The following is a 25,412-nucleotide window of genomic DNA, read 5'->3' as shown; positions in this document are numbered from 1 at the left end:
GTGGACGATCCCCCGAATAGTTCTTCGCCTCACTCATCCGCCGCTCACTCGGTGAGCTGCACGTCATCCCCGTGCGCGGACGGGGGTGAATCATGAGTCCGATCGACATCGTCATGCTCGTCGGCGGCATCCTGCTGACACTCGGCACCGGCGTCTTCGTCGCGTCCGAGTTCGCGTTGGTGAACCTCGATCGCGCCGACGTCGAAGCGCGTCGCGACCGCGGCGAGCCGGGCCTGGCACCCGTCATCGGGGCGTTGAAGGTCACCTCGACGCACCTGTCGAGTGCGCAGCTCGGCATCACACTGACCACGCTGCTCACCGGCTACCTGCTCGAGCCGTCCATCGCGAAGCTGCTCGAAGCGCCGTTCCTGGCGATGAACCTGCCAGAGGGCATCGTCGAGACCGTCGGATCGATCATCGCGCTCGTGATCGCGACCCTGCTGTCGATGATCCTCGGCGAGCTCGTGCCGAAGAACTTCGCGCTCGCGCTGCCGCTACAGACCGCGAAGCTCGTCGTGCCGTTGCAGATCGCCTTCACGACGGTGTTCAAGCCGGCGGTCGCGGTGCTCAACGGCACCGCGAACGCCGTGCTGCGGTCGATCGGCATCGAGCCGCAAGAGGAACTCTCCGGTGCTCGCAGCGCCGAGGAGCTCACCTCGCTGCTCCGCCGTTCGGCGTCCGAGGGGTCGCTCGAACAGGACACCGCGACGCTCCTCCAGCGGACGATCTCGTTCTCGGAGCTCAGCGCCAGCGACGTCATGACGCCGCGCCCGCGGCTCTCCACCATCCGGGTGTCCGAGTCCGCGCAGGACGTCATCGCCCTCGCCCGCAAGACCGGCTTCAGCCGCTTCCCCGTCATCGAGGAGGACGCGGACGACGTCGTCGGCATCGTGCACGTCAAGCAGGCCGTCGCCGTCCCCCGCGAGAAGCGCCCGGAGGTCCCCGTCGGAGCACTCATGACCGACGCCGAACGCGTGCCCGAGACGATGCCGGGCGACACCCTGCTCGCCGAGGTCCGCGGCCGCGGCTACCAGATGGTCATCGTGGTCGACGAGTACGGCGGCACCGCCGGGGTCGTCACGCTCGAGGACCTCATCGAGGAGATCGTCGGCGAGGTCTCCGACGAGCACGACCGCGCACGCATCGACGTGGTCCGTTCCCGCGACTGGCTGACCTTCCCCGGCCTGCTGCGTCCCGACGAGCTCGAGGACCGCGCCGGCGTGAAGGTGCCGGAGGACGGCCCGTACGAGACCGTCGGCGGCTTCCTCATGTCGACGCTCGGCCGCCTGCCCGTCGTCGGTGACGAGGTCCCGCTCGACAGCGGTGTCTTCCGGGTCGAACGTCTGGACGGCCGCCGGATCGACCGCATCCGCTGGACCCCGACGCCCCCGCCGACGGACACCGCGGCGACCGCCATCATCATCCCCGCCACGAAGGGCAGTACCCGATGAGCTCCGACTGGTGGGGCATCTTCTGGCTCTTCGTGCTGCTGCTCGGCAACGCGTACTTCGTCGCCGCCGAGTTCGCCGTCATCTCCGCCCGCCGATCGCAGATCGAACCGCGCGCAGAAGAAGGCTCGAAGGCCGCGCAGATGACGCTGTGGGCGATGGAGCACGCCACTCGCATGCTCGCGACCACGCAGCTCGGCATCACGGTCTGCTCGCTGCTCATCCTGAACGTCTCCGAGCCGGCGATCCACCACCTGCTCGAGGTGCCGCTGCACCTGACGGGCTGGAGCGTCGAGGTCATCGGCACCGTGGCGTTCGTGGTCACGCTGCTGCTCGTCTCGTTCCTGCACGTGGTGTTCGGCGAGATGGTCCCGAAGAACATCTCGTTCTCGATGCCGGACCGCGCAGCGCTGCTGCTCGTGCCGACGCTCTGGTACATCGGCCACGGCCTGCACTGGGTCATCGTCGGCCTGAACGAGGTCGCGAACGCCGTGCTGCGCCTGTTCCGCGTCGAGCCCAAGGACGAAGCCGTCAGCGCCTTCACGGTGGAAGAGGTGCAGACGATCGTGGAGCAGTCCCGCCGCGAGGGCACCCTGACCGACGACGGCAAGCTCGCCCTGGCGTTCGAGTTCACCGAGAAGAAGGTCCGCGACGTCGCCGTGCCGATGGCCGAGCTCGTCACCCTGCCCGAGGACGCCACCCCGGCGGACGTCGAGCGTGCGGTGGCGCAGCGCGGGTTCTCGCGGTACGTGCTCGTCGGCGAGGACGGCTCCCCCACGGGCTACGTGCACGTGAAGGACGTCATCGACCTGCGGCCGGACGAGTTCGACGACCCGGTGCCGCCGAAGCGCATCCGCCAGCTCATCTCGCTCTACACGGAGATGGACCTGGAGGACGCCCTGGCCACCATGCGGGCTGCGGGCCGCCACGTCGCGCGGGCGTTCGACGCCGACGGCCGGACCCTCGGCGTGCTCTTCCTCGAGGACATCCTCGAGGAGCTCGTCGGCGAGGTCGAGGACGCGACCCGACGCCGGTAGCCACACCGCCAGTCCCGCCAGTTCCGCCAAAGCAACAGATCCCCGCGAACGTTCCGCAGGGAACTGTCGCTTTCGCGATGGCGGACGGGAGGCCCGTGGCAACGCAGCCACGGGCCTCCCGTCCGTTCGTGGTCGCGACCAGGGCCGCACCCGCCGGCGCGCGCTACCAGCTGACGGGGAGCGGCTTGCCCTCTTCGTAGCCGGCGGCGGACTGGATGCCGACCAGGGCACGCTCGGAGAACTCGGCCAGCGACGCGGCGCCCGCGTAGGTGGCGGAGCTCCGGACGCCCGTGGTGATCATGTCGAGCAGGTCCTCGACGCTCGGACGCTCCGGGTCGAGGTAGATCGTCGACGACGAGATCCCCTCGGCGAAGAGCTCCTTTCGGGCCCGCTCGTACGGGTCGAGCCGCTCGAAGCGCTCGCGGACGGCCTTCGCCGACGCCATTCCCCAGCTCTCCTTGTAGGCCTTGCCGGCGGCGTCGCGACGGAGCACGCCCGGCGCTTCGAGGGTGCCGGCGAACCACGAGCCGATCATCACGGCCGAGGCGCCGGCCGCCAGGGCGAGGGCGACGTCGCGGGGGTACCGGACCCCGCCGTCGGCCCAGACGTGCGCGCCGAGGGACCGGGCGGCGGCGGCGGTCTCGAGGACGGCGGAGAACTGCGGCCGACCGACGGCGGTCATCATGCGCGTGGTGCACATGGCGCCGGGTCCGACACCGACCTTGATGATGTCCGCGCCCGCGTCGACGAGGTGGGCGACGGCGTCGGCGGTGACGACGTTGCCGGCGACGAGCGGGATGCCGAGCCGGAGCCCCGCGACGGTGCGGAGCGCGCGGAGCATGCTCTCCTGGTGGCCGTGCGCCGTGTCGAGCACGAGCACGTCGACCCCGGCGGCGGCGAGGGCCTGCGCCTTGGCGGCGACGTCGCCGTTGATGCCGATCGCGGCCGCGACGCGCAGGCGACCAGAGACGTCGACGGCCGGCGTGTAGATGTCCGAGCGGATGGCGCTGGTCCGGCTCGTGGTGCCGACGACCTTGCCGTGCCGCACGACGGGTGCGAAGTCGACCTCGGCGCCGCTCAGGACGTCGTAGACGTGGCGGGGCGTGCCGGCGTCCTCGGCGTCGATCGCGGTCGAGGCGCCGTGCAGCAGGTCGCCGAGCGTCGCGTCGGGACCGGCGTCGCCGAGCCGGCTGGCGGGGACGCACCCGAGGTACTCCCCGGCGGCGTCGCGGACCACCACGCCCCGACCGGCGACGGGCAGCAGCTGCTCGAGCGCCTCGGCGACGGTGGTGGACGAGCCCATGTCGTAGGCGGTGTCGTAGTCGACCGGCTGGTCCTTCACCCAGCGGATCGCGGCGTCGAGGTCCTGCAGGTGCATGTCCTGCGGCAGGACGCCGAGGCCCCCGCGCCGGGCCAGGGTCGCGGCGAGGCGCGGACCCGTGACCGAGTTCATGTTGGCGCTCACGATCGGGATCGTCGCACCGCTGCCGTCGTTCGACGCGAGGTCGACGTCGAAGCGGCTCGTCACGCCGGAACGGCTCGGGACGAGGAAGACGTCGGAGTAGGTCAGGTCGTGTGTCGGCCGCGTCTCGTAGAACCTCATGGGCCCCACTGTACGGCTCCGCCCGGAGGCCGGACCGGGCCCCGACTCGCGCCACGGCTGACACCGAACGGACATGTGCGAGCGGCTAGGCTTGGCACCTGTGCGGGGCAGGGTTGCACCGCACGACACACACGAGCATCTATCGACGGAGAGTGGGCGATCGGCTGTGTCGAGCCATCTGACCGGAACGGACGAGACCGCGGGCGAATTCGGGGCGAACGAGTGGCTCGTCGACGAGCTCTACGAGCAGTTCGTCGCGGACAAGGAGTCGGTCGACAAGTCCTGGTGGCCGGTCCTCGAGAGCTACCACCGCACGCAGGTCGGCGGCGCTCCGGCAGCTGACCAGCAGTCCTCGACGCCCGCGCAGTCGACCACGCAGCAGCCCGCGACCGGTGACGCGCCGGCCCCGCAGCAGGCGGCAGCGCAGGGTGGTCCGATCCAGGCGAAGACCACGTCGCGCCAGCCGACCCCGCCGCCGATCCCGGCCGAGGCCAACGACGCCGCCGACGACCACGAGGAGACCCACGAGGACGTGGCGACCCCGCTCCGGGGCATGGCGAAGACCCTGGCGTCGAACATGGACGCCTCGCTGACCGTCCCGACGGCCACGAGCGTCCGGACGATCCCGGCGAAGCTGATGATCGACAACCGGATCGTCATCAACAACCACCTGCGCCGTGCGCGCGGCGGCAAGATCTCCTTCACCCACCTCATCGGGTGGGCGATGGTGCAGGCACTCAAGGACTTCCCGAGCCAGAACGTCTTCTACGAGGAGCGCGACGGCAAGCCGTTCGTCGTCGCCCCGGCGCACGTGGGTCTCGGCATCGCGATCGACGTCCCGAAGAAGGACGGCACCCGGTCGCTCCTCGTGCCGAGCATCAAGCGTGCGGAGACCCTGACCTTCGGCCAGTTCCTGTCGGCCTACGAAGACCTGGTCAAGCGGGCCCGCGACAACAAGCTGACGCCGGCCGACTTCCAGGGCACCACGATCTCACTCACGAACCCGGGCGGCATCGGCACCGTGCACTCGGTCCCCCGCCTGACCAAGGGGCAGGGCGCGATCATCGGCGCCGGCGCCCTCGAGTACCCGGCGCAGTTCCAGGGCTCGGCGTCGAAGACCCTGGTCGAGCTCGGCATCGGCAAGACCATCACCCTGACGAGCACCTACGACCACCGGGTGATCCAGGGCGCCGGCTCGGGCGAGTACCTCAAGCACGTGCACGAACGCCTCATCGGCGAGCACGGCTTCTACGACGGCATCTTCGCGGCGCTCCGGATCCCGTACAAGCCGATCCAGTGGGCGAACGACATCAACGTCGACCTGGCGCACCGGGTCAACAAGACCGCGCGCGTGCAGGAGCTCATCAACAGCTACCGCGTCCGCGGGCACCTGATGGCCGACATCGACCCGCTCGAGTACCGCCAGCGCACGCACCCCGACCTCGAGATCGAGAGCCACGGGCTGACGTTCTGGGACCTCGACCGCGAGTTCGTCACCGGCGGGCTGGCCGGCACGACGAGTGCTCCGCTGCGCGACGTCCTCGGGATCCTGCGCGACGCCTACTGCCGCACCGTCGGCATCGAGTACATGCACATCCAGGACCCGGAGCAGCGCCGCTGGGTGCAGGAACGCATCGAGGTCCCCTACTCGAAGCCGTCGAAGGACGAGCAGCTGCGCGTCCTCGGCAAGCTCAACGAGGCCGAGGCCTTCGAGACCTTCCTGCAGACCAAGTACGTCGGGCAGAAGCGCTTCTCGCTCGAGGGCGGCGAGTCCACCATCGCCTTCCTCGACACGCTCATCCAGCACGCCGCCGGTGTCGGCCTTGCCGAGGTCGCGATCGGCATGGCCCACCGCGGTCGCTTGAACGTCCTGACGAACATCGCCGGCAAGACCTACGGCCAGATCTTCCGTGAGTTCGAGGGCTCGTCGCTGCCGGGCTCGGTGTCCGGTCAGGGCTCCGGCGACGTCAAGTACCACGTCGGCACCGAGGGGCTGTTCCGCACGTCGGACGGCTCGAGCATCCCCGTGACGATCGCGGCGAACCCGTCCCACCTCGAGGCCGTCGACGGCGTGCTCGAGGGCATCGTCCGCGCCAAGCAGGACAAGCAGGGCCCGGGTTCGACGAACGTCCTGCCGGTGCTCGTGCACGGCGACGCGGCGATGGCCGGTCAGGGCGTGGTCGTCGAGACGCTGCAGATGTCGCAGCTCCGCGGCTACCGCACGGGCGGCACCGTGCACCTGGTCATCAACAACCAGGTCGGGTTCACCACCCCGCCCGAGTCGGCGCGCAGCTCGGTGTACTCCACCGACGTCGCCAAGACGATCCAGGCGCCGATCTTCCACGTGAACGGCGACGACCCCGAGGCCGTCGCACGCGTCGCCGACCTGGCGTTCGCGTACCGCGAGGCGTTCCACCGTGACGTCGTCATCGACCTCATCTGCTACCGCCGCCGCGGGCACAACGAGGGCGACGACCCCTCGATGACCCAGCCGCTCATGTACAACCTGATCGAGGCGAAGCGGTCCGTCCGCACGCTGTACACCGAGGCCCTCGTCGGCCGCGGTGACATCACGCAGGAAGAGTACGACGAGGCGCATCGCGACTTCCAGGACCGCCTCGAGCGTGCCTTCGCCGAGACGCACGAGGCGCAGACCGGCACGATCCCGGTGATCCAGGTCGACGACGACGGCGCCGTGCAGGGGCTCGAACGCCCGGCGGCGCAGCAGGACGACTCCGAGGTCGAGGTCCGCGAGACCGCAGTGTCGGAAGAGCTCGTCCGCTCCATCGGTGACGCGCACAGCAACCCGCCGGCCGGCTTCTCGATCCACCCGAAGCTGCAGCAGCTGCTGTCGAAGCGCACCGACATGACGCGCAACGGCGGTGTGGACTGGGCGATGGCCGAGCTCATGGCCATCGGGTCGCTGCTGGTGGAGGGCAAGCCCGTCCGGTTCGCCGGCCAGGACGCCCGCCGCGGCACCTTCGTCCAGCGCCAGGCGGTGTTCCACGACCGGTCGAACGGCCAGGAGTGGCTGCCGCTGTCGAACCTCACCGAGGACCAGGCCCGGTTCACCATCTACGACTCGCTGCTCAGCGAGTACGCGGCGATGGCGTTCGAGTACGGCTACTCGGTCGAGCGGCCCGAGGCACTCGTGCTGTGGGAGGCGCAGTTCGGCGACTTCGCGAACGGTGCCCAGACCGTCATCGACGAGTTCATCTCGTCCGCCGAGCAGAAGTGGGGGCAGCGCTCCGGCCTCGTCCTGCTGCTGCCGCACGGCTACGAGGGCCAGGGACCGGACCACTCGTCCGCCCGCATCGAGCGCTACCTGCAGCTGTGCGCCGAGGACAACATGGTCGTCGCCCGCCCGTCCACTCCGGCGTCGTACTTCCACCTGCTGCGTCGTCAGGCGTGGGAGCGTCCGCAGAAGCCGCTGATCGTGTTCTCCCCGAAGGCCATGCTCCGCCTGCGCCAGGCGACGAGCGCGGTCGAGGCCTTCACGAACGGCACCTTCGAGGAAGTGATCGACGACGACCGCGTGGCCGACAAGGCGGCGGTGCGTCGGGTGGTCCTGCACTCCGGCAAGGTGCACCACGACCTGCGCGCCGAGGCGGACAAGCGCGGGGTCACCGACGTCGCCCTCGTCCGGCTCGAGCAGCTCGCGCCGCTCCCCCTCGAGCGGATCCTCGAGGTCCTGGCTGGCTACCCGGACGCCGACGTCGTGTGGGCGCAGGAGGAGCCGGAGAACCAGGGCGCCTGGCCGTTCGTCTGCATGAACCTGTCGCCGCACCTCGACGGTCGACCGCTGTCGGTCGCCGCCCGCGCCGCGAGCGCCGCGCCGGCCACCGGTTCGTCGAAGCGCTCCGCGCAGGAAGCCACCGAGGTCATCGAGAAGGCGTTGAGCGCGTCGGCCTGAGCGTCAGGAAGCGCCCCGCGCGGGAGTCCGAGGGACTCCTGCACGGGGCGCTTCGACGTTCGCGAGGAACGTGACGGCTACGCGATCTTCGTGTAGCGCACACCCGCGTCGTGGTACCCGCGCTTCTGGTAGAACCGGTGCGCGCTGTCCGTGGCAGCCGCACTGACGGCGCTCAGGCGACGCGCGCCCTGCTCGACGGCCCACGCTTCGAAGGTGCCGATGAGCGCGGAACCCGTGCCGAGCCTCCTGGCCGTGTCGTCGACCACCAGCAGCAGGAGCTGCGCCGTCGGCTCGTCGCTCGCGTACGCCCAGGTGACCTGCGCGCCGGCGACGGCGACCGCGCGACCGTCGTCACCGCGCACCACCCAGGTGCGGTGTCCGGCCTCGGGCGTGAGCCGTTCGAGGCGTGCGCGCATCGCCGCGTCGTCGACCTCGTGGCCGAGCAGGCGGACGAGGGCAGCGACGTCGGAGACGTCCGTGTCGGACCAGGTGGTGATCGACTCGACGAGGAGGGTCATGTCCGTGACACTACCGACCCGACCCGCCGTGTGACGACGGAGCCGAGGACCTCAGTGGGTCGACTGCTCCAGCCGGATGCGCGCGAGGATCTCGCCACGCAGTTCTTCCGGAGCGGTCTCCTTGCACGCGCGGCGCACGGTCTCGATCAGGACGACGCCGACGCGGTGTTCGGTCGTGCAGTCCTCGCAGTCGTCCATGTGCTCACGGATGTCCGCCGCGTCCTCGCGGCAGAGCTCCCCGTGCAGGAACTCCTCGAGCTCGGCCTTCGCCTTGGAGCAGTCGCAGCCGCTCATCGTGCTTCCTTCCCATCGACGCGACCCTCGGTCGCGGCAGTCTTCCGGCCTCGTCCGCGCATCGTCGCCGTCGACGCTGCGTCCGGGACGATGCCGGTCTCACGGGCGTGGTCCGCCAGGAGCCCCCGGAGGAGCCGGCGACCACGGTGCAGACGGCTCATGACCGTCCCCACGGGGGTCTTCATGATGTCGGCGATCTCCTGGTACGAGAAGCCCTCGACATCGGCGAAGTACACGGCCATCCGGAAGTCCTCGGGGATGGCCTGCAGGGCGTCCTTGACGGCGGACGACGGCAGGTGGTCGATCGCGTCGGCCTCGGCGGACCGTGCGGAGATCGACTGGGTGACGCTCTCGGCGCCGCCGAGCTGCCAGTCCTCGAGCTCGTCGATGGTGCCCTGGTAGGGGTTCCGCTGGTTCTTGCGGTACGTGTTGATGAACGTGTTCGTCAGGATCCGGTACAACCAGGCCTTCAGGTTCGTGCCCTGCTTGAACTGGCGGAACGCGGCGAACGCCTTGACGAAGGTCTCCTGCACCAGGTCCGAGGCGTCGGCCGGGTTGCGGGTCATCCGCATCGCCGCGCCGTACAGCTGGTCCATGAAGGGCAGTGCCTGGGTCTCGAAGAGGGCCCGGAGTTCGTCGGCCGACACGGTCTTGGCGTCGACGAAGGACTCGTCGTCCGCTTCTTCCGCCTCGACCGCGTCGAGCTGCTCCTCGGTCTCCTCGACCAGGTCGTGCGGTGCTGCCTGCGGCTCGTCGGTCGTCATCGCGGGCCAGTCTAGAGCGAGCGACGTGGACACGCCGGGCAGGCGCGTCCGCGAGGGTGCGAGTGCTGTCGCCAAGGGTCCTCCCGATCGTTTCAGTAGTCTTGTGAACCGATGGCAGACACGACGCATTCCCACAGCGGTGCACAGGCCGCCGCGGACCCGGCCCCCTGGATCGCCCCGCTCGCGCGCGGTCCCCTGCGCGGCGACGTCGCGCTGCCCGGCTCGAAGTCGCTGACGAACCGGGAGCTCGTGCTCGCCGCCCTCGCCGACGGCCCCTCCGTCATCCGCCTGCCGCTGCACTCGCGCGACTCGGCGCTCATGATCGCGGCGCTCCGGCAGCTCGGCGTCGGGATCGACGAGGTCGAGCCGGCACCGGGCACGCAGCCGAACCCCTACGGGCCCGACCTCCGGATCACCCCGGCACCGATGCACGGCGACGTCCGCGTCGACTGCGGCCTCGCCGGCACCGTGATGCGGTTCCTGCCGCCGCTGGCCGCCCTGGCGGTCGGCCCGGTCGTCGTCGACGGCGACCCCTACGCCCGCAAGCGTCCGATGCACGCGATCATCGGGGCGCTCGTCGACCTGGGCGTCGACGTCACCGACGACGGCGCCGGCTCGATGCCGTTCGCGTTCACCGGCACCGGGTCGGTGCGCGGTGGCGCCCTGTCGATCGACGCGTCGGCGTCGTCGCAGTTCGTGTCGGGCCTGCTGCTCTCCGCGCCGCGCTTCGACGAGGGCCTGCACCTCACCCACGTCGGGGAACACCTGCCGAGCCTGCCGCACATCGAGATGACCGTCGCCGCGCTCCGTGCCCGCGGCGTGACCGTCGACGAACCCGCGGTCGGCGAGTGGGTCGTCCACCCCGGTCCGATCGCCGCGCGCGACGTCACCATCGAGCCCGACCTGTCGAACGCCGCGCCGTTCGCGGTCGCCGCGCTCGTCGCCGGCGGCACCGTCCGCATCCGCACCTGGCCGCGCGAGACCACGCAGGTCGGCGCCGACCTCGAGACGCTCCTGCCCCTGTGGGGCGCGACCGTGGCCCGAGACGGCGACGACCTGGTCGTCGACGGCGGCGTCGGGATCCGGGGCGGGGCCTCCTTGCCGGGTCTCGACCTGGACCTCAGCCGCGGCGGTGAACTCGCACCGGCGCTCGTGGCGCTGGCCGCGCTGGCCGGCGGGCCGACCGAGATCACCGGGATCGGCCACCTGCGTGGGCACGAGACGGATCGTCTCGCCGCGCTCGCGGCGGACGTGAACCGGTCGGGAGGCGCGGTGCACGAACTCGACGACGGCCTGCGCATCGAGCCTGCCGCGCTCCACGGCGGCGACTGGGCCGCGTACGACGACCACCGGATGGCGACGGCCGGCGCCGTCGTGGGCCTCGTCGTCGACGGCGTCGCCGTCGACGACATCGGGTGCACGGCCAAGACGCTGCCGCAGTTCCCCGAGCTGTGGGCGGCGCTCGTCTCGACCGGGGACGCGGGGGCCTGACGCATGAGCTGGTGGGACGACGTCGACGGTGACGACTCCGACGCGGACGAACCGTACGGACAGTACGACGAGTCGAGCGTGCGGGTGCGTCCGAACCCGAAGGGCAACCGGCCCCGCACGAAGACCCGGCCGACGTACGACGACGCGCCCGTGGGGTGGGTCACGAACGTCGACCGTGGGCGCTTCGGCGTGCTGGTGGGGACGGGCTCCGGCTCCGATTCCGGATCCGAGCACGTCATCACGGCGACGAAGGCCCGCGAGCTCGGCAAGAAGTCGGTCGTCACCGGCGACCACGTGTCACTCGTCGGCGACGTCTCGGGTGACCCCGGGTCACTGGCGCGCATCGTGAAGGTCGCCGAGCGCACCACGCTGCTCCGCCGCAGTGCCGACGACTCCGACGAGGTCGAGCGCGTCATCGTGGCGAACGCCGACCAGATGCTCATCGTCGTGGCGGCCGCCGACCCCGAGCCCCGCACCCGGCTCATCGACCGGTACCTCGTCGCCGCGTTCGACGCCGGGCTCGACCCGATCCTCTGCATCACGAAGACGGACCTCGCCGACCCGGCACCGTTCCTGGCGCACTTCGCGTGCCTGGACCTCCGGATCGTGACGAGCCGGTCCGACGACGTCCCGTTCGAGGCCCTGCACGACCTGCTCGACGACAAGGTCACCGTGACCGTGGGGCACTCCGGTGTCGGCAAGTCGACGCTCGTGAACGCCCTGACCGGGTCGACGCGGGCGATCGGCGTCGTGAACTCGGTGACCGGGCGCGGGCGGCACACCTCTTCGTCGTCGATCGCGCTGCGGGTCCGTGACGGCGGGTGGATCATCGACACCCCCGGCGTGCGGTCGTTCGGCCTCGGGCACGTCGACCCCGCGAACGTGTTCCGCGCGTTCGCCTCGCACGCGATCCCGGTGCGCCCCGCTCGGGACGGCATCCCCCTGGCGCAGGCGCACGACTGGGAGATCGTCGACCGGGTGCAGGACGGCGAGCTCGGTGCCACCGGCGTCGAACGGCTCGACTCGTTCCGCGCACTCCTGACGGGCATGGGCGCCTCCGACCCCGGCCTCGAGTAGCCCGGCGGCGCGCCCGCGCCCGTTGGCGTGCGCCGATGGGTCACGAACTGTCGCCTGACAGAGCAGCATTCAACGGTTCGTGGCCGCTCGAGCTCCGACGCACGGCATGTCTTGACCACTCCGGCGCCCCGACCCGCCCGCCGGTCCTGTCCAGGCGTGGCCAGTCCCGCCCGTCCCGTCCAGTCGCGGCCCTCCAGTCGCGGCCCGTCGAGGTTCCGAAATCTGCACATCTCGGCGGCAGGTCGGGCCGTTCGTGGAACCTCGGCGAACCGCGTGCGGCATGTCGTGGAACCTCGGCGGAGAGCGCTCGGGCGTGGCACCTCGTCCCACCGCGCCCGGCCCGACCGCACCCCCACCCAGCACGCGTCGACAAGTGTGCAGCGGTGTTGTACAGTGAACCCTCGTGTCTGAAGTTGCAAAGTACAACTTTGCGCCGACCCCCGCCGTCGACGCCCCGTCCTCGAGCACGACAACGACGTCGCACGCGCACCACTCCCCCACCCACAAGTCCTCACGAGCACCGCGACCGCAGCGCACCGACAGCGTCCTGCGCCCTGCCGGCCTCGGACGGGTGCTCCTGACCTTCGCCACGCACATCCTCGTGCCGCTGTTCCTCGCCGCCGGCATGGGCCTGGCGTACCTCGGTGCCTTCCACGCCCCCGCGCCGAAGGAACTGCCGGTCGGCATCGTCGGGCAGTCCGCCGCCACCCAGGTGTTCGCCCAGACCGTCACCGACGAGTCCGACGGGGCCCTCGTCGCCCACGTCGTCGCCTCGACCAAGGACGCCGAGCGGCAGATCCGCGACCGCGACCTGGCCGCCGTGTACGCCCCCACCACCACGGGCGCGACGCTCTACGTCTCGACCGCGGCATCGGAGACGACCGCGAGCGCCGCGCAGAAGGTCTTCCTGCCGATCGCCTACGAACAGCACGTGCCGTTCCGGGTCGTCGACGTCGTCCCCACGGGCGAGCAGGACAGCACCGGGCAGGGGCTGTTCTTCCTGCTCGTCGCCCTGAGCGTCGGCGGCTACGCATCGGCCATCGCCGTGGCGTCCGTCGCGACGAAGCTCCGCGCGGTGTGGACCGCGGTGGTCGGCCTCGCCACCGCCGGGGTCGTCGCCGGCATCGGCATCATCGTCGCCGGACCGATCTACGGCGTCATCACCACGCACCACTGGCAGGTGTTCCTGTTCGCCTGGCTGTACGACGCGATCATCGTCGCGATCGGCGTCGGCCTGCACCCGGTCCTCGGGCGGTGGACGACGCCCGTGCTCACCATGCTGTTCGTGATGCTCAACTTCACGTCGTCCGGCGGCATCTTCCAGGCGTCGTTCGTGCCCGGGTTCTTCTCGGCGCTCCACTCCTTCTGGAGCGGCGCCGCGTGGCTGCAGGCGGCACAGGACCTGCAGTACTTCCCGGACGCCTCGCTCGGCCGGTCGTCCCTGGTGCTCGCGCTCTGGCTCGCCGCAGCCGTCCTGCTCTGCGTGGTCGTGCACGGTCTCGTCGCCCGCCGCACCCGCATCGCCCGCGAGCGTGAGGTCACCCGGCTCGAAGAGGAAGAGGTCGTCGCCGCGTAGCCCCGCTACGCTCGACCCGTGGACCTCAGCGCCGACCTGGACTTCGCCCGCTCGCTCGCCGACATCGCCGACACGATCAGCCTCGAGCGGTTCCGCGCCGCCGACCTGCACGTGTCGAAGAAGGCCGACAGCACGCACGTGACCGACGCCGACCAGGCCGTCGAACACGCCCTGCGCGAGCGGATCGCGACGGAACGACCCGACGACGCGTTCCTCGGCGAGGAGACCACGGCGGACACCGGCGCCGAGGCGACCAGCGAGGGGCACCGTCAGTGGGTCATCGACCCGATCGACGGCACCGCGAACTACCTGCGCGGTGTGCCGGTGTGGGCGACGCTCATCGCCCTGGCGGTCGACGGCCGCCCCGTGCTCGGCGTCGTGAGCGCCCCCGCGCTCGGCAAGCGCTGGTGGGCGGCCGAGGGCCTCGGCGCGCACTCGTTCGGCGGCGACCTCCGCGTCTCCGGCGTCGCGGACCTGTCCGACGCGAGCCTGAGCTACAACAGCATCCAGCAGTGGGACGACGACGACCGGCTCGAGTCCCTCGTCGACCTGTCCCGCAAGGTCTGGCGGACGCGCGCCTACGGCGACATGTGGTCGTACATGCTGGTCGCCGAGGGGGTCATCGACATCGCGGGCGAACCCGACCTGAAGCCGTGGGACATCGCGGCCCTCGTGCCCATCGTGGAAGAGGCCGGCGGCCGCTTCAGTTCACTCGACGGCGACCCCGGGGCCTGGCACGGCAGTGCACTCGCGACGAACGGCCTGGTGCACGACGCCGTCGTCGAGGTCATCCGCCGCTAGCACGACCCCGAACGACACGCTCGACGTCGGACGACGTCGCGGGTGTCGTTCCGAGTCGATCAGGTGGCCGCAGCCGCTGCCTCACGCCGAGCCGCACGCCGCCGCACCACCAGGTCCCCGACCGCCAGCACGAGCGCGAGGGCCATCAGCGACACCGTGAACGTCGTGCCGCTCCGGAACGCGTCGTGGTACGCGTCGAGCCGACTCCCGCCGGAGCCCCCGGCAGCAGCACCCCGCACGATCCCGTAGAAGATGCTCGTCGCCACCGCGGTCCCGATCGCGGTCCCGACGCGCTGCCCGAGCTGCTGCATCGACCCGGCGACCCCGGACTGCTCCACGGGGATCTCGGCCAGGGTGAGCGTCTGGTTCGGCGACACCACGAACCCGCCGCCGAGCCCGCCGACCAGGAACGCCCCGGCCATCGCCCACGGCGTGACCTCCGGCGGGGTCAGCACCGCGGCGAGCATGAGGAGCACGAAGCCGACGACGACCATGAAGAGCCCGAAGACCACCAGGGCCCGTCCGACCCGGTCGACGATCCGTCCGCCGATGTAGGACCCCACGGCGCTCGTGGCCGCGAACGGGATGCTCACCATGCCGGCGAACAGCGGTGACAGCCCGAGCCCCTCCTGCAGGAACAGCGTCACCATCAGGAAGGACGCCGGGATCGCCGCGAAGTAGACGGCCACGATCGACAGCCCGTTGCGGTACGACGACAGCCGGAACAGCTCGAAGTGCACCACCGGCGACTTGCCCTGCTGCTTGTACCGGACCTCCCAGAGCACGAACAGGCCGAGGAACACGACGAAGGCGATCAGCCAGAGCCACCGGGCGCCGGAGTCGCCGGCACCCGTGGTGAGCACGAACGGCAGCATCAGCGTGATGATGGCGACGCCGAGCAGCAGGATGCCGACGATGTCCAGCTCGCGGTCCTTCGCCTGTCCCTGCGCCCCCTTGGGCAGGAGCCGCATCGCGAAGAACAGCGCGACGAGTCCGAGCGGCACGTTCATCCAGAACAGCAGCCGCCACCCGTTCTCCTCGCCGCCGATCGCGATGAGGCCACCGCCGATCGTCGGGCCGAGCGCCGTCGAGATGCCGATCATGGCGCCGAACAGCCCGAAGGCCCGTCCGCGCTCCGGGCCCCGGAACAACTGCTGCACGAGTCCGATCACCTGCGGCATCTGGGTGCCCGCGGCGAAGCCCTGCAGGATCCGCGTGACCATGAGCACCTCGATGGTCGGCGCCACGGCGCAGAGCAGGCTCGACACGGTGAACGCCACGAGCCCGATGATGAACAGGGCACGGCGGCTCTTCAGGTCGCCGAGCCGGCCGGCGGGCACGAGGGCGAGGCCGAACGCCAGCGCGTACCCCGCCACGATGAGCTGCAGCGACGAGCTGGTGGCGCCGAGGGACTTCTCGATCGACGGCAGCCCGACGTTGACCTTCGACAGGTCGAGGATCGTCAGGGCGGCCACCGCGACGCACACGGCGAAGGCCCTCCAACGCGTGCGGTCGTCGAGGCGGGCGTCGGTCGGGTGAGCGCTGGACATCACCATCGTTCGTACACCGACCGGCCTCCGGGCGGGCGAGACCCACCCCCCGGGTGGGTGACACCCCCTCATCGTGGCCCCCCGGACTGGGGGCACCGTTGCCGGATACGCGGTGCGCGGGGCGGCTCAGATGGTCAGGACCTGAGTTATCGTGCTCGTACGGAAGGTCACGCAAGCACCTGGATTCCCTAGATCCGAGTGCACGTGCACGGCCTCCCGTGTTCGTCCGAAGACCCTAACCCGAGGGGTGATACAGACGATGACATCATCGTTCCCGAGCGGAACCGAGTGCACCCTCACTCGTCGACCGCATTCAATCCACGACAGCTCCGGCGCGCGCGCAGTCGCCGCCATCCGTCCGCACTCCGACACGGCCACCCACCGTGCAGCAGTCCGGTCCGCCTCACGGCGCCCCGTCGCAGCGTTCAGAGCGCTCGCCGACGGCCTCTCCGCAGGATCCGCTTCCGGGCCCGGAGGCCGGTGAGTCATGGCACTCACCGGTCGACGTCTCGAGGTCGACCGGATCGCGACCCTCGCTGTACTCCCTCGGGAGTCCGCGATGGTCGTGGTCGGCGACCCTGGTTCCGGACGCAGCAGCGTCCTCGACGCGGTCTCGAACCGCGTTTCCCTCCCCGTCGTGCGGGTCGGTGTCAACGGGAGTGAATCCCGTTGGCCGCTGGCCGGCGTGACCTCCTTGTTCACCGCGCTCGACGACCCTCGTGCGACGGCCCACATCGCCCATCTCCTGCAGACGGGTGAGTCGGCGGTCCCCGTGACCGCCGGACTGGCGGCGGCGCACGACTTCCTCGACGCCGTGCACGCCCTCACCCTGCCGCCGACGCTCGTGCTGATCGACGACCTCGACCGTATGGACGTCGAGAGCCAGGAGCTCATCGCGTTCCTCGCCGGCCGACTCGCAGGCACCGCCCTGCGCGTCGTGGCGACGGTCCGTTCGGTGCCGTCGGACGGTCCGCTCGCGGCCCTGCCGGCGCTCCGCATCGAGCCGCTGCCGTCCGACGAGGCACTCATCCTCGCCCGGACCATGGCACCGGAAGAAGCGAACGACGGCGTCCTCGCCGTCCTCGCCGCGGAGACCGGTGGCAACCCCGGCGCGCTCCGCGAACAACTCGCGGTGCTCAGCCGCGAGCAGCTCACCGGCGCGGAGCCGATCGTGCTCCCGCTCCGACCCACTCCGACGACCGAGGCCCTCGCAGCCCTCGCACTCGGGTCCGCCGCGGGACGAGATCTGGACGTCCTCGCGAAACTCGCCCTGGTGCCGGTCGCGAAGACCACGGCCTGGGACCGCGACGAGTTGGACGACCTGGTCGGAGCAGGCCTCGCCACCGTGCGGGGCCAGAGCGTGACAGTCCGCGACCCCCTGGTCCGGTCCTCGCTGTACTGGCGGATGCCCGCCCGTGACCGCCGCGCGGCGCACGCCGCGCTGGCCACGGCGAGCGCCGAGTCCGACCCGCGGGCAGCCGCGTGGCACCGGAGCTTCGTCGACGACGTCCCCGACGTGGTCGCGTTGCTCAGCGCCGCACGGTCCTACGTGGTGGACGGCAACGTGCACGCCGCGATCGCCCTCACCGAGCGTGCCCTGCACGTCGGTGGTGGCACCGAGGACGAGCTCGTCGCGCTGCTCGGGGTCGCTGAGGCCCTGCTCGGCAACCGGCTGCTCGGCTTCGCCGCGCGTTACCTCGCCGCGCTCCGTCCGTTCCGGACGACGGCGCACGAGGTCCGCCGGCTGCGCCTGCAGTACTCGGCGCAGTACCTCAGTGGCGACGCCGTGCACGCGGACGAACTCCTCGTGTCGGTGGACGCGACCGAGCCGGCCGACGTGGACGCGGTCGCCGGGCTGATGGCCATGGTGGCGTGCTTCCGTGCCGAGGCGTGGGAGCTCGACCAGGCGAAGGACCTGCTGCACCGCGTCGAGCCCCTCGAGGCGTCGGCGTCTCCGCACACGTTGGAGATCACGACGACCGCGCGGGAGCTCATCGCCGCGATCGACGGCACCCTGCCGTCGGACACCGACCTGCACGACGGACTCGCGACGTCGGTGCTGCTGGCGATGTCCGACCCGGCCCTGCTGCTCCTCGCCCACGCGCTGAGCATCGCCGAGCGGTACCGGAGCGCGCGTCGGGTGTTCGCACTCGTCCTCGCCCGTGGCCCGCAGACGGCGCCGGTGTGGACCGAGGCAGCCCGCTACCTGACCGCCGAGAACGAGGTGCGCTCCGGGAACTTCCGGCAGGCGCTCCGCGCGATCGACGTGTGGGAGGCCGGTTCCTCGGTGGTCGAACGGCTCCGTGAGCCGTCGCGGGCCATCGCGATCGCCTGGCGGCACTTCGCCGAGGGGCGCTCCGCCGATGCCCTCGCGGTCGTGGACCGGTGCCTCGAGCACCGTTCGACGAGCCGCCTGTGGGGTGCGACGGCGAAGCTGCACGCGCTCCGCGGTCGGGTCCTGCTGCTCGACGGCCGACTGGAGGAGGCAGCCGCCGCACTCGAAGCGGCGGACGCCATCGGCAGGTCCCTGCGGAACCCCGCGGTGCTCCGGCACCTCGGCGACCTGGTCGAGGCGTACGCACGCCTCGGACGGATCGACGACGCCCGAACCATCACCGCGCGGCTCGCTGCGGACCACCACGCCCGACCGGGTCGCTGGGGTGCGCTCGTGCTGGCGAGGAGCCTCGCGCTCGTCGCCGACGACACCACCCGGGACACCGCCCGTCGCCGCGCGTTGGAGCTGTTCCAGCCGCACGACTCGCAGTTCGAGCGGGCACGGACGTTCGCGGCCCTCGCGACGGTCGGCAACCCCGCCGAGCGTCCGCGTCTCGGTGCGGCAGCAGCAGCGGCGTACGAGGCGGCCGGCATGCGCCGTCCCCTCGTCACCCCCGCACCGGCAGCGGCCATGCCGCCGTTCGGCACGGGGCCGTCGCTCCGGTCCGCACCGGTGCTCTCCGCGTCGATGCCGGGGACGCCCCGGAGCGCTCCGGACGCCTCTGCGGTGCTCACCTCGCTCACGGCCGAGGAGCGCGCCGTGGTGCAGAAGGTGACGGAGGGCTACCGCAACCGCGAGATCGCGTCGTCGCTGTTCATGTCGCAGCGCACGGTGGAGCTGCGGCTCACGCAGATCTACCGCAAGGTGGGCGCGCGGTCGCGCTCCCACCTGGTCGCGCTGCTCACGTAGTAGACGCGACCACAAGGCGGACGGGAGGCCCGGTACCAGCTGGTACCGGGCCTCCCGTCCGCCTTTTCCCTGTTTTCACGCAACCGGCCTCGCAGGCTCGGTCGGCGCTGGCGCCGCGCGCCGCTGGCGCGTCGCTTCATGCGGAGCGCGCGCGTTGCGGGAGTCCGCACGCGACCGCACCGCGGCGTCCCCCGCACGCGGGGAACCGCAAGAGCAGTCGACGACTGTTGCCGTGGCGGCGTCGCCGGGTGAGGCTTCTCATGCACCGACCGCCGTGCCCCTCCCGAGGGGCCAGACCGCGGTACCCCGTCCGGTACCCGAACCTCGTGGCCCACCCACTCCGTCGTCCGTCCTCGCCTGATCCGAGGACGGGCGCCGGTCAGGACCGCGAGGGCCCGGACGCGCGGCAGACCCGACGGCGGTCGGTGCCGAACCCCGCTCCACTCCCCCACCCCGTTCCCCCGAAGGGACAGCCGATGTGCGGCATCATCGCGGCCCGCGTGTCTGACGACGCGACGCCCTACCTGCTCGACGGACTCGAACGACTCGAGTACCGCGGCTACGACTCCGCCGGCATCGCCGTCCGGACCGCCGCCGGACGCACCGAGACGATCCGCTCGGTCTCCCGCGTCGGGGACCTGCGCACGCTCGTCGCCGCCCGGTCCGGCGACGCCCTGACCGGCGTCGGCATCGGGCACACGCGCTGGGCCACGCACGGTGCCGTGCGCGAGGCGAACGCCCACCCGCACGCCGACTGCTCGCGCCGGATCAGCATCGTGCACAACGGCATCATCGAGAACGCCGACCGCCTGCGCGACATGCTCACGGCGCAGGGCCACCGGTTCCGCTCCGAGGTCGACTCCGAGGTCATCGCGCACCTCGTCGAGCGCGCCCTGGCCGTCGACCCGGACCTGATGCTCGCCGTGCAGATCGCGACCGCGCAGCTCGAGGGGTCGTGGGCGATCGTCGTCCTCGACGCCCGCGACGGCCGGATGGTCGTGGCCGCGGACCGCTCCCCGCTCGTCGTCGCCCGGTCCGCCCGCGGCGACTTCGTGGCGAGCGACATCGGTGCGATCGCCGAGTGGTGCGAGACCTTCGTGGCGCTCCGCGACGGTGACGTCGTCGAGCTCGGCGAGGCCTGGACCTGGTCGTCGAACGGGATCACCGTCCCCGTGCCGTTCCCCACCCCGTCGCCGTTCGCCGCCACCGCGCTGGACCTCGGCGACCACCCCGACCACATGGCGAAGGAGATCGGCGAGCAGGCCGACGTCGTCAGCACGATCCTGGACCGCATCGCCCGCCGCACCGCGGACGGCAGCATGTGGGTCGGCCTCGGGCTGCCCGCCTTCCAGCGCCTGGCGATCGTCGCCTGCGGCACCTCGCTCAACGCCGGCCAGGTGATCGCCACCGCGCTGCGCGGCATCGGCGGCGTCCCCACCGACATCGTCGTCGCCAGCGAGGCCGACCAGGCCGTCCTCGGCCCCGACACCCTGGTCGTCGCGATCAGCCAGTCCGGCGAGACCGCCGACGTCCTCCGCGCGCTCGACCGCTTCGAGGACCGCCACCCGGTGCTCGCGCTCACGAACAACATGCACTCCTCGCTGGCCCGTCGCGCCGACGCAGTGCTCGACTGCCACGCCGGTCCGGAGATCGGCGTCGCCGCGACGAAGACGTTCACCGCGCAGGTCGTCGTCGGAGTCGCCGCGGTGATCTCCGCGCTCGTGGCGTCCGGCCGCATCGAGGTCGCACGTGCCCACGCGCTCGTCGACGAACTGCTCGACCTGCCGGCACGCATCGAGCACGCCACGCAGGTGTCCGCCGACCGGATGCCGCTCCTGGTGTCGAGCGTGAAGGAGGCCACCGGCTTCCTGTTCCTCGGCCGCGGTGCCGGCCTGCCGTACGCCGCCGAGGGCGCACTCAAGCTCAAGGAGCTCAGCTACCGCTGGGCCGAGGCGTACCCCGCGGGCGAGCTGAAGCACGGTCCGCTCGCCCTCGTCGACGAGGGCACCCCCGTCGTCGTGATCGACCACGGGGAGCCGAAGATCCAGTCGGCGATCGCCGAGGTCCGGGCCCGCGGCGGGTTCGTCATCACCATCGGCGGCGAAGGCTCCGACATCCCGGCGCTCGGCAGCCGCGGCACCGGCGGACTCGCCTGGGGCGCCATGGCGGCGCCGTGGGGCCCGCTCGAGGCCGTCGTGCCGCTGCAGATGCTCGCCCGCGAACTCGCGCTGCAGCTCGGCTGCGACGTCGACAAGCCGCGCAACCTGGCGAAGTCGGTGACGGTCGAGTGATGCGCGGTCGGATGAACCACCTGACGACGTTCCTGGTCGTGCTCACGGCGTTCGCGATCGCCATGACGACGGTGCTCGTCGTCGTGGTGGCCGGGCCGACCGTCCTGGGCTGAGCCCGGCGCGCGCGGGCGGGCCGGGCGTCGACTCGGCGCGCGCGGGCCGGGCGTCGACTCGGATCGACGTTCCCGATGTCGTACGACGTCGAGGGTGTCGTTCCACATCGTCCTCGCCGCCGGGTCTCGGGCAGTTCGCGGGACACGGCTGCGATGCTGGTCCCTTGACCACCGCAGCCCCGCCCCTCGTGTTCGTCGCGCTCGTCGTCGGCGCGCTCCTGCCGTTCCTGCCGCTCGTCGGACGCGTCGCCCGGATCGCCGCGACCATCGCGCACGAGGTCGGGCACTGCATCGTCGTCGTCCCGTTCGGTGGCCGCATCCAGCGCATCGACCTGCACCCGGACGGCTCCGGCGAGGCCTGGGTCCAGCTCGGCCGGGTCCCCGGCGGCATCCGCTGGCTCGTCCGGATCCTCAACCTCTACGCCGGGTACAGCGCGCCGCTCTGGGCCGGGGTGCTCCTGGTGACCGGGGTGCTGCACGGCTCGCGGTGGCTGCCCGTCGCCGTGCTCGGGGTCATCGGGCTCGTGGCCCTGGTGTTCGTGCGGAACTGGTTCGGGCTGCTCGTCGTGCTCGGGTTCGACGTCCTGGCGCTGTGGGTGGCACTGCGTCCGTCCGAGACCACGGTGCTCGTGGTCGCCGCGGTCGGGGCGTTCTTCGTCGTCGACGGACTGCGGTCCGTCGTGCAGGTCGCCCGGTGGCTGCTCACCGGCGCCCGCGTGCAGACGGACTTCCACATCGCCGCAGCCGAGATGCGCGTGCCGGCGGGGGTCTGGTTCGTGCTGTTCGTGCTGGTGAACGGCCTGGCGGTGTGGCTCGCGCGGGTCCCGTTGCTCGAGGTCTGGGACACCGTGGTTGCGGGCGTGCGCGCGCTCTTCTGACGGTGCCAGATCCTGCTCGCACCACGTCCGCGACGATCCACGCGGTGATCGACTGGTGCAATGACGCAGAACGGGTGCGCAGCCCCGCGCTTACTCCCAGGGGCGCTGCGCGAGCTCGGCGGGGTCGAACACCCGGCCGCCGGCGACCACGAGCGACCGCGGCACCCGTCGCACCAGGGCGTCCATCGGGTTCTCGGCGTCGAGCAGCACCACGTCGGCACGCGCCCCCGCCACGAGGTCGTGCGCCTCGTCGGTGACGAACCGGGCACCGTCCCGCGTGGCGAGCTCCACCACGCGGGTGAGGTCCTCGTCCCGCACCACACCGCCGGCCCGCGCGTACTGCCACGCGATGCCGAGCAGGTCGCCGTCGCCGTAGGGGCTCCACAGGTCACGGATGCCGTCGGTGCCGAAGCCGAACCGCACGCCGGCCTCGTCGAACTCGTGCAGGGGAAGCTGCCGCATCCGCACCGGGGCGACGGTGGTCATCGTGACGCCGAGCGACGTCATCCGGGCGAGCAGGTCGCGGCGACGCACGGGATCGACGTCGACGATCGCGAACCCGTGGGCGATGTTGACCCTGCCCGGTGCGATGCCGAGCCGCTCCACCCGGTCGAGCACCAGGTCGAACGCGAACGCACCGAGCTCGGCGGGCTCGTGCAGGTGGATGTCGATGCCGCACCCGGTGTCGGCGGCGATGGCGAACAGGCCGTCGAGCTGCCCGACCGGGTCGCGGTCGATGAGCGACGGGTCGAGCCCACCGATGTGGTCGGCTCCGGCCGTCGCCGCCTGCCGCAGCAGGTCGAGCACACCGGGCCGCCGGAGCACGCCGTCCTGCGGGAAGGCGACGATCGACACCTCGACCGCACCGTCGAGCGCGTCGGCCGCAGCACGCACGGCCTCGATCCCCCGCAGCCCGACGCCGAGGTCGACGTCGACGTGCGTGCGGACCCGGGTGGTGCCGGTGCGCAGCCCCTCGCGCAGCACCCGCGTGGCGACGGGTTCGCTCGGGATCCCGAGGGCGTCACGCCGAGCCCGTTCGTGCGCGATGCGCCCCTGCGTGCCGGGCTCGCCGCCGTACGACTCCCACTCGTGCCCCCACCAGCTCTTGTCGACGTGGGCGTGCGTGTTGACGAGCCCCGGCAGCGCGAGCTGGCCGCGCCCGTCGACGACCCGAGCACCAGCACCGGCACCGCCACTGGCACTGGCACCGCCCGCGACGCCGTCGCCCGCTCCGGTCGCGGTGACCGAGACGATGCGGCCGTCCGCCACCCGGATGTCCGACCGCGCACCACCCCACGGACGGACATCGCGGATGATCAGGGTCGCTTCGTCGGTCGCCATGCCCCCATCGTGGCAGCCGCCAGGGCCCCGCCGCGACCCCACCGCACCCCGGTTCCGCGTAACGGAACGCCGCAATCGCCTGTCCACGCAGCGAAGGCTGCGAGGCTACCGCCAGACGACTCCCGGAGGTGTCCCATGGCGAACGACGATCACGGTTTCTCGACCGAACAGGTGCACGGCGGCTTCGTGCCCGACGCAGGGCACGGCGCACGGATCCCGGCCATCCACATGTCCTCCGGCTTCCTCTTCGACGACTTCGACCAGGCGCGCGACCGCTTCGCCGGCACCGAGGACGGCTACACCTACACCCGCCTCGGCAACCCGACGAACGCCGACGTCGAGCGCCGCGTCGCCCTACTCGAGCGAGGCGTCGAGGCGATCCTCGTCGGCAGTGGCCAGGCGGCCGCCACCATCGCGTTCCTCGGGCTCCTGCAGGCCGGCGACCACGTCGTCGCCGCCCGCAGCATCTACGAGGGCACCAAGGGGCTGCTCGTGCAGAACCTCGGCCGCCTCGGCATCGAGGTCGACTTCGTCGCCGACCAGCGCGACCTCGACGAGTGGGCACGGCTCGTCCGCCCGAACACGAAGGCGTTCTTCGCCGAGACGATCCCGAACCCGAAGAACGACGTCCTCGACATCACCGGCGTCGCCGACACCGCGCACCGTGCCGGGGTCCCCTTGATCGTGGACAACACCCTGGCGACGCCGTACCTGGTCCGCCCGGTCGAGCACGGTGCCGACATCGTCATCCACTCGGCATCGAAGTTCCTGTCCGGCCACGGCGCGGGCCTCGGCGGCGTCGTCGTCGACGGCGGCACCTTCGACTGGTCCGCCTCCCCCGAGCGCTGGCAGCACCTCACCAGCCCGGAGCGGTCACTCGGCGGCGACAGCTACGTCGAGCGTTACGGCAACCGGGCGTTCGTCGTCTTCGCGCGTGACGTCGTCGCCTCGCGCATCGGCCCCACCCCGTCGCCGTTCAACGCGTTCCTGATCCGCCAGGGCATCGAGACGCTGAGCCTGCGCGTGGAACGCCACAGCGCGAACGCGCTGGCGGTGGCGCAGTGGTTGGAAGCACAGCCGGAGGTGACGAGCGTCGACCACGCGGGTCTGGCCTCCAGTCCGTTCCACGACCTCGCCCAGCGCTACCTGCCGCGCGGTGCCGGCTCCGTCTTCGCGTTCACGCTGGCGGGCGGCGAAGCCGCCGCGCACACCTTCATCGACAGCGTCCAGCTGTTCAGCCGCATGACCCACCTGGGCGACGTCCGCTCGCTGATCCTGCACCCCGCGACGACGACGCACGCCGGCAAGACCGCCGCGGAGCGCGCCGACCAGGGCATCGACGACGGCCTGATCCGACTGTCGGTCGGCATCGAGGACGTCGCGGACCTGCTCCGCGACCTGGAACGCGGGTTCGCCGCGTTGCGTTCTGCAGACGGCAGTGCTGACCGGGAGGCCCGTGGCGCGTCCGACGCGGAGCGCGCGTCCCTGGAACACTCGGTCCCGGGCACGCACGTGATCTCGGAGGAGCTCTAG

General features: G+C 71.6%; 18 protein-coding genes. 12 read left to right on the top strand and 6 right to left on the bottom strand.

Annotation, left to right across the window (positions count from 1 at the left end; genetic code table 11):
* Positions 1 to 92: 92 nt before the first annotated feature.
* Together EDF23_RS00595 and EDF23_RS00590 are read left to right on the top strand one after the other, a co-directional pair.
* The gene (locus EDF23_RS00595) at positions 93 to 1,451 is read left to right on the top strand and encodes a hemolysin family protein (RefSeq protein ID WP_131919958.1); all 1,359 of its coding nucleotides are present in this window, start codon (positions 93 to 95) and stop codon (positions 1,449 to 1,451) included.
* Positions 1,448 to 2,485: a hemolysin family protein gene (locus EDF23_RS00590; protein WP_123294216.1), complete on the top strand. Its 1,038-nt coding sequence runs from the start codon at positions 1,448 to 1,450 to the stop codon at positions 2,483 to 2,485. The genes EDF23_RS00595 and EDF23_RS00590 overlap by 4 nt, the downstream gene beginning before the upstream one ends.
* 163 nt (positions 2,486 to 2,648) lie before the next feature.
* Here EDF23_RS00590 and EDF23_RS00585 read toward each other — a convergent pair whose 3' ends face one another.
* Positions 2,649 to 4,088: a GuaB1 family IMP dehydrogenase-related protein gene (locus EDF23_RS00585; RefSeq protein ID WP_131846431.1), complete on the bottom strand. Its 1,440-nt coding sequence runs from the start codon at positions 4,086 to 4,088 to the stop codon at positions 2,649 to 2,651.
* Positions 4,089 to 4,254: 166 nt separating this feature from the next.
* On the opposite strand from EDF23_RS00585, the gene EDF23_RS00580 reads away from it, so the two are divergent.
* On the top strand, positions 4,255 to 8,001 hold the full coding sequence (locus EDF23_RS00580) for a multifunctional oxoglutarate decarboxylase/oxoglutarate dehydrogenase thiamine pyrophosphate-binding subunit/dihydrolipoyllysine-residue succinyltransferase subunit (protein ID WP_207895418.1): 3,747 nt from the start codon (positions 4,255 to 4,257) through the stop codon (positions 7,999 to 8,001).
* 77 nt (positions 8,002 to 8,078) lie between these two features.
* Here EDF23_RS00580 and EDF23_RS00575 read toward each other — a convergent pair whose 3' ends face one another.
* From EDF23_RS00575 to EDF23_RS00565, 3 genes are read right to left on the bottom strand one after another with little or no spacing between them, the layout of a single operon-like run.
* Positions 8,079 to 8,519: a GNAT family N-acetyltransferase gene (locus tag EDF23_RS00575; protein ID WP_123294768.1), complete on the bottom strand. Its 441-nt coding sequence runs from the start codon at positions 8,517 to 8,519 to the stop codon at positions 8,079 to 8,081.
* Between the two features lie 51 nt (positions 8,520 to 8,570).
* Entirely contained in the window at positions 8,571 to 8,813 is a 243-nt protein-coding gene (locus tag EDF23_RS00570) for a zf-HC2 domain-containing protein (RefSeq protein WP_111086426.1), read from the bottom strand.
* Complete coding sequence (locus EDF23_RS00565; protein WP_123294769.1) at positions 8,810 to 9,577, bottom strand: sigma-70 family RNA polymerase sigma factor; 768 nt, start codon at positions 9,575 to 9,577, stop codon at positions 8,810 to 8,812. The genes EDF23_RS00570 and EDF23_RS00565 overlap by 4 nt, the downstream gene beginning before the upstream one ends.
* Before the next feature lie 111 nt (positions 9,578 to 9,688).
* On the opposite strand from EDF23_RS00565, the gene aroA reads away from it, so the two are divergent.
* The 4 genes from aroA to hisN all read left to right on the top strand — a co-directional run bounded on the left by aroA (position 9,689) and on the right by hisN (position 14,522).
* On the top strand, positions 9,689 to 11,068 hold the full coding sequence (gene aroA, locus EDF23_RS00560; RefSeq protein WP_131919956.1) for a 3-phosphoshikimate 1-carboxyvinyltransferase: 1,380 nt from the start codon (positions 9,689 to 9,691) through the stop codon (positions 11,066 to 11,068).
* A 3-nt stretch (positions 11,069 to 11,071) separates the two neighbouring features.
* Positions 11,072 to 12,145 (top strand): ribosome small subunit-dependent GTPase A, encoded by a 1,074-nt coding sequence (gene rsgA, locus EDF23_RS00555; RefSeq protein WP_131919954.1) that lies wholly within the window; start codon positions 11,072 to 11,074, stop codon positions 12,143 to 12,145.
* Positions 12,146 to 12,548: 403 nt separating this feature from the next.
* Positions 12,549 to 13,721 carry a hypothetical protein gene (locus EDF23_RS00550; protein WP_131879779.1) on the top strand — a complete coding sequence of 391 codons (1,173 nt, stop codon included), beginning with the start codon at positions 12,549 to 12,551 and terminating at the stop codon, positions 13,719 to 13,721.
* Positions 13,722 to 13,739: 18 nt separating this feature from the next.
* Positions 13,740 to 14,522, top strand: coding sequence for a histidinol-phosphatase (gene hisN, locus EDF23_RS00545; RefSeq protein WP_131919948.1), 783 nt, complete (start codon positions 13,740 to 13,742; stop codon positions 14,520 to 14,522).
* 59 nt (positions 14,523 to 14,581) lie between these two features.
* Here the strand turns inward: hisN and EDF23_RS00540 are convergent, their stop codons facing one another.
* Positions 14,582 to 16,072, bottom strand: coding sequence for an MFS transporter (locus tag EDF23_RS00540; RefSeq protein WP_131919946.1), 1,491 nt, complete (start codon positions 16,070 to 16,072; stop codon positions 14,582 to 14,584).
* 487 nt (positions 16,073 to 16,559) lie between these two features.
* On the opposite strand from EDF23_RS00540, the gene EDF23_RS00535 reads away from it, so the two are divergent.
* The 4 genes from EDF23_RS00535 (at position 16,560) to EDF23_RS00525 (ending at position 22,538) form a co-directional block, all read left to right on the top strand.
* Entirely contained in the window at positions 16,560 to 19,256 is a 2,697-nt protein-coding gene (locus EDF23_RS00535; protein ID WP_131919944.1) for a LuxR family transcriptional regulator, read from the top strand.
* 476 nt (positions 19,257 to 19,732) lie between these two features.
* A complete protein-coding gene (glmS, locus tag EDF23_RS00530) occupies positions 19,733 to 21,547 on the top strand; it encodes a glutamine--fructose-6-phosphate transaminase (isomerizing) (RefSeq protein ID WP_123294776.1) in 1,815 nt (604 codons plus the stop codon).
* Positions 21,547 to 21,660, top strand: coding sequence for a Rax2 family protein (locus EDF23_RS19520; protein ID WP_240347339.1), 114 nt, complete (start codon positions 21,547 to 21,549; stop codon positions 21,658 to 21,660). The genes glmS and EDF23_RS19520 overlap by 1 nt, the downstream gene beginning before the upstream one ends.
* 164 nt (positions 21,661 to 21,824) lie before the next feature.
* Positions 21,825 to 22,538 (top strand): M50 family metallopeptidase, encoded by a 714-nt coding sequence (locus EDF23_RS00525; protein ID WP_165900965.1) that lies wholly within the window; start codon positions 21,825 to 21,827, stop codon positions 22,536 to 22,538.
* Between the two features lie 90 nt (positions 22,539 to 22,628).
* Here the strand turns inward: EDF23_RS00525 and EDF23_RS00520 are convergent, their stop codons facing one another.
* Entirely contained in the window at positions 22,629 to 23,879 is a 1,251-nt protein-coding gene (locus tag EDF23_RS00520) for an amidohydrolase family protein (protein WP_131919940.1), read from the bottom strand.
* Between the two features lie 135 nt (positions 23,880 to 24,014).
* On the opposite strand from EDF23_RS00520, the gene EDF23_RS00515 reads away from it, so the two are divergent.
* Positions 24,015 to 25,412, top strand: coding sequence for a PLP-dependent transferase (locus EDF23_RS00515; RefSeq protein WP_131919938.1), 1,398 nt, complete (start codon positions 24,015 to 24,017; stop codon positions 25,410 to 25,412).

The sequence above is a fragment of the Curtobacterium sp. PhB128 genome (genome assembly GCF_004340725.1).
Classification (GTDB): Bacteria; Actinomycetota; Actinomycetes; order Actinomycetales; family Microbacteriaceae; genus Curtobacterium.
The sequence above is the reverse complement of the archived record's forward strand: the minus strand, read 5'-3'. Positions and strand labels throughout refer to the sequence as shown.

Coding starts and splice junctions, on each gene's coding strand:
- rsgA (WP_131919954.1), top strand. CDS start 11,072: ATGAGCTGGTGGGACGACGTCGACGGTGACGACTCCGACGCGGACGAA.
- EDF23_RS19520 (WP_240347339.1), top strand. CDS start 21,547: ATGCGCGGTCGGATGAACCACCTGACGACGTTCCTGGTCGTGCTCACG.
- EDF23_RS00595 (WP_131919958.1), top strand. CDS start 93: ATGAGTCCGATCGACATCGTCATGCTCGTCGGCGGCATCCTGCTGACA.
- aroA (WP_131919956.1), top strand. CDS start 9,689: ATGGCAGACACGACGCATTCCCACAGCGGTGCACAGGCCGCCGCGGAC.
- EDF23_RS00565 (WP_123294769.1), bottom strand. CDS start 9,577: ATGACGACCGACGAGCCGCAGGCAGCACCGCACGACCTGGTCGAGGAG.
- EDF23_RS00535 (WP_131919944.1), top strand. CDS start 16,560: ATGGCACTCACCGGTCGACGTCTCGAGGTCGACCGGATCGCGACCCTC.
- EDF23_RS00515 (WP_131919938.1), top strand. CDS start 24,015: ATGGCGAACGACGATCACGGTTTCTCGACCGAACAGGTGCACGGCGGC.
- EDF23_RS00520 (WP_131919940.1), bottom strand. CDS start 23,879: ATGGCGACCGACGAAGCGACCCTGATCATCCGCGATGTCCGTCCGTGG.
- EDF23_RS00570 (WP_111086426.1), bottom strand. CDS start 8,813: ATGAGCGGCTGCGACTGCTCCAAGGCGAAGGCCGAGCTCGAGGAGTTC.
- EDF23_RS00585 (WP_131846431.1), bottom strand. CDS start 4,088: ATGAGGTTCTACGAGACGCGGCCGACACACGACCTGACCTACTCCGAC.
- EDF23_RS00540 (WP_131919946.1), bottom strand. CDS start 16,072: ATGTCCAGCGCTCACCCGACCGACGCCCGCCTCGACGACCGCACGCGT.
- glmS (WP_123294776.1), top strand. CDS start 19,733: ATGTGCGGCATCATCGCGGCCCGCGTGTCTGACGACGCGACGCCCTAC.
- EDF23_RS00575 (WP_123294768.1), bottom strand. CDS start 8,519: ATGACCCTCCTCGTCGAGTCGATCACCACCTGGTCCGACACGGACGTC.
- EDF23_RS00590 (WP_123294216.1), top strand. CDS start 1,448: ATGAGCTCCGACTGGTGGGGCATCTTCTGGCTCTTCGTGCTGCTGCTC.